4 protein-coding genes are annotated in these 3,628 nt (G+C 39.8%); all 4 read left to right on the forward strand.

Annotated features, from left to right (window positions below; translation table 11 throughout):
• On the forward strand, positions 1-746 hold a 746-nt coding region (locus tag H9X84_RS13155), incomplete at its 5' end, for a HipA domain-containing protein (protein ID WP_243423769.1).
• 454 nt (positions 747-1,200) lie between these two features.
• The gene (locus tag H9X84_RS12675) at positions 1,201-1,611 is read left to right on the forward strand and encodes a hypothetical protein (RefSeq protein WP_205134616.1); all 411 of its coding nucleotides are present in this window, start codon (positions 1,201-1,203) and stop codon (positions 1,609-1,611) included.
• On the forward strand, positions 1,608-2,171 hold the full coding sequence (locus tag H9X84_RS12680; RefSeq protein WP_205134615.1) for a hypothetical protein: 564 nt from the start codon (positions 1,608-1,610) through the stop codon (positions 2,169-2,171). Before H9X84_RS12675 ends, H9X84_RS12680 begins: the two co-directional genes overlap by 4 nt.
• An 8-nt stretch (positions 2,172-2,179) precedes the next feature.
• Entirely contained in the window at positions 2,180-3,538 is a 1,359-nt protein-coding gene (gene mobP3 / locus H9X84_RS12685; RefSeq protein WP_205134614.1) for a MobP3 family relaxase, read from the forward strand.
• Positions 3,539-3,628: the final 90 nt, after the last annotated feature.

Here is a 3,628-nt window from a genome sequence, read left to right on the forward strand (position 1 = left end):
AGTGGAAGATTGCAGATGGAAAAAGAGTTTTAATCAAAGGCGGAAGTAATCCATACCAGCAGGAACCTTTATGTGAAGTGATTGCTTCTGGGATTGCGGAAAGGTTATGTATCCCACATACGAAGTATACATTGCTGTGGGAGCATGAAAAACCGTTTTCTGTCTGCCAGGATTTCATTACTTCTGAAACGGAATTGGTATCTGCTTACCATATCATGCAGAGCAGAAAGAAGCCAAATGATCTCTCGGACTATGAATTTTATTTGAGTTGTGCGGAACAACTTGGCGTAAAAAATATCAGAGAGCAGACAGAAAAAATGATTATTTTGGATTTTCTGATTGGAAATGAAGACAGGCATTTCAATAACTTTGGCTTGATTCGAAACGCAGTTACATTAGAATGGATTGGTGTTGCACCTATTTTTGACTGTGGAACATCACTGTGGTATAACACACAGGAAAGTCTGATCAAACCACTTTCTCCCAATCTGCCAGCCAAGCCTTTCAAGAAAACCCATAGGGAACAGATCAAACTGGTAAAAGATTTTTCATGGTTAGACATGAAAAAGTTAAAAGGTATGGAAGAAGAAATGGAAGAAATCCTATCTCAGTCACCCTACATCAGCAGAGAACGCAGGACAGTTTTATGCGATGCGTTCTGCCAAAGAGCAGAATTGCTAGGAGAGATTGCAAACGAACACACGATAAAAGAGGATATTTCACAAGAAAATGATATGATTTTCTAATCCAGAACAATAGAATAAGCAAAACAAAGAAAAGGCGAGCTAAAAGGTTCGCCTTTTTTGTGCCCCAGTTTGCCCCTGTGTGCCGCTTTGCAGAGCAGGTGGAGTAGTTGCAGGGCAAGGTAGTTTGGAGCGAATTTGCCCCGATTTTGGGCGAAGGGAAAAAGAAGGGTATTGGGAATTAATATCTGCAAAAGGTGACTTTGACAGATGCGAAAAATGTTTGCAGGTGAAAGCCAGCCATCAAATGGGCTGGCGTTTCCTCAAATCACCCGCAGTGCGGGGATTTTTTGGCTCTCAGAACTGACATCAAAATCAGAAGGCTGACCTCAATAAAAACGTTTTTCTTAGAATAGATAAACCGGAACCCTTAGAAAAAACGGGCTTTCCCCCTTCCTTTGGCTGACATCAAGACTGACATGAAACCGATTTTTACGGAAAAAGGAGCGAGCGATCAATGGATGATAAAAAGAATAAAATAACCATTCGGATATCCGATGAAACATTGAGAAAATGCGAGGAAGGTATGTGCATATCAGACTGCAAAGTACGAAATGATTTTATTGAAAGAGCCATCGAGTTTTATTCTGGATATGTTTCATCTAAGACACACACGGATTTTTTATCTGATGTGATATTGGAGTCTATGGCAGGTATCGTCAAAACATCAGAAAACCATTTGGCACGTATGCTTTTCAAAATCGCAGTGGAGATGGCAAAGCTGGAAAGTATGCTTGCCGCTATCAACGACATGGATGAGGCAACTATGCGAAGACTTCATATCCGATGCGTCAATGAAGTAAAAAAGATCAACGGCATTCTTACTATGGAAGAAGCCGTAAGATATCAAAGGAGTGACGAGGAATGAAATATAGATTTTATAGTCCTGTGCAGGGCATTATAGATTATGACTTCAACAAAGATATGGATTACGATTCGTGTTTTGATGAAGATGCTATGGAGGAACTGGAAGAAGTAGATTTCGGTTTTCTGACAGCAGAAGACCTGACAGCCTATCAAGAAGAAATCAATCAAGCCATCCGTAAGGAATGGGATTATGAAACAGATGAAGATATGGGGCTGATGCATTACTTTGCTTATGGAAGCAGAGAAACCCAAAAAGATTTGCTGAAAAAAGTAACGGCGGCATATCCCAGGATCGAAACCGTAGGAGAAAAAGCATATGGCGTTATGGTATGTGATATCGAAAAACCTTTGACAGATCAAGAGATCGAAATCCTGAAAGATTATTTTAACGGACAGTACAGTGATGGTTGGGGTGAAGGCTTTGCACAAAGAGGGATCGAAACGCAACATGGCGTGGTCTATCTGGATTTCTGGCCCGATGACTTCCATATGGAAACAGAGGACGAGTTGAAAGACCGCTTGGAATTGAAACAAGACAATGAATTGCAATTTGAAATGTAGGTGATGATATGCCAAGACTTGTTTTTACACCAAGATATCTAAAAATGCAAAAGCCGTCAAAAGTAAAAAATTATGTGAAGTATGTTGCCACAAGACCAAACTCAGAAAAGTTTGAGGCAAATCAGTCTCAAACAGAAGCTACGGAACATCAAAAGAAATGGATCGAAAAAGAACTGAAAGCCCATAAAGAATTGAAAGAAAGTTGTGAACAGGAGTATGAAGACTATTTGCAAAATCCAACAAGAGAAAACGCTATGGAACTGATCAATAAAATTGCGGAAGAAGGTTTGGCAAGGGAAGGCAGTATGGAAAACTATGTGGGCTACCTTGCTAAAAGACCAAGAGCAGAACGAGGAAAACAGGGACATGCACTTTGGAATGGCTCTGATAAAGAAATCGATCTGAATCAAGTGGCAAAAGAAGCATCGGAACATAACGGCAACATCTGGACATTCGTGCTTTCCTTAAAACGGGAGGACGCTGTCCGATTGGGATATGATAATGCCGCTATGTGGCGAGAACTGGTACGAGGCAAAGCACCAGAGATTGCAAAGGCAATGGGAATTCCTTTAGAGCATTTTGTATGGTATGGTGCTTTTCATAATGAAGGGCATCATCCTCATATTCATTTGATGTGCTATTCCAAAAATCCAAAACAAGGATATTTGGGCAGACAGAACTTAATGAAGCTGAGAAGTTCTTTTGCCAATGAGATATTCCGTGATGAGCTGTATTACATTTATGAGCAGAAAGATGAAGTCAGGGACGAGCTGAAAAATTACTTTGACAGGAAACTGAAACAGGCAATGGCAATGGAAGGTACAGATCATCCAAAAGCAGAAGCTTTGCTTTGGGAGTTATCTCAAAAACTGAAAACGGCAAAACACAAAAAGGTTTATGGCAGGCTAGAGAAAGAAAATAAAATACTGGTAGACGAGATCGTCAAAGAAATCAGCAAGGACAAAAAGATTTCACAAGCCTATGAAAGTTGGCTGGGATTGAAAGATGATATCCTTTCTACATACCAGAATCAGGAACGTGCCAGAAGAACACTTGCGGACGAACCAGAGTTCCGTAATATCAAAAATATGGTTTTGAAATCTGCATTGATACTGTTGGAAATGAATGAAGTCATAGTATCAGAACCAGAAGAACGAAATCATGAAATAGTAAATCCTCAAGAAAGCTGGGAAGAACGAACAAAAAAGTTTCATCAAATACAGGCACAAAAACAGTTCCTGCTTCTGATGAAACACATTAGCCACATGATTCAGGAAGATTATGATAAAAAGAAACAACAGATTCATGTAGATAAGAAGCTGATGCGTAAAATCATGGAAAAGAAAGAAGTGGACTATAGTCAATAAAAAAGACACGATTTTTGAATATATTTTCTGGGAACGGCTAGATTCCTTGCCGATCCCAGAATGTTGCTTCCATTTCATCTGGTGTCAGAT

The sequence above is a fragment of the Anaerotignum lactatifermentans genome (assembly GCF_016902535.1).
GTDB lineage: Bacteria > Bacillota > Clostridia > Lachnospirales > Anaerotignaceae > Anaerotignum > Anaerotignum lactatifermentans_A.

What these genes read in the sequence shown, in the direction of transcription:
- H9X84_RS12675 (WP_205134616.1), top strand. Translation starts at nt 1,201, where the DNA reads ATGGATGATAAAAAGAATAAAATAACCATTCGGATATCCGATGAAACA.
- H9X84_RS12680 (WP_205134615.1), top strand. Translation starts at nt 1,608, where the DNA reads ATGAAATATAGATTTTATAGTCCTGTGCAGGGCATTATAGATTATGAC.
- mobP3 (WP_205134614.1), top strand. Translation starts at nt 2,180, where the DNA reads ATGCCAAGACTTGTTTTTACACCAAGATATCTAAAAATGCAAAAGCCG.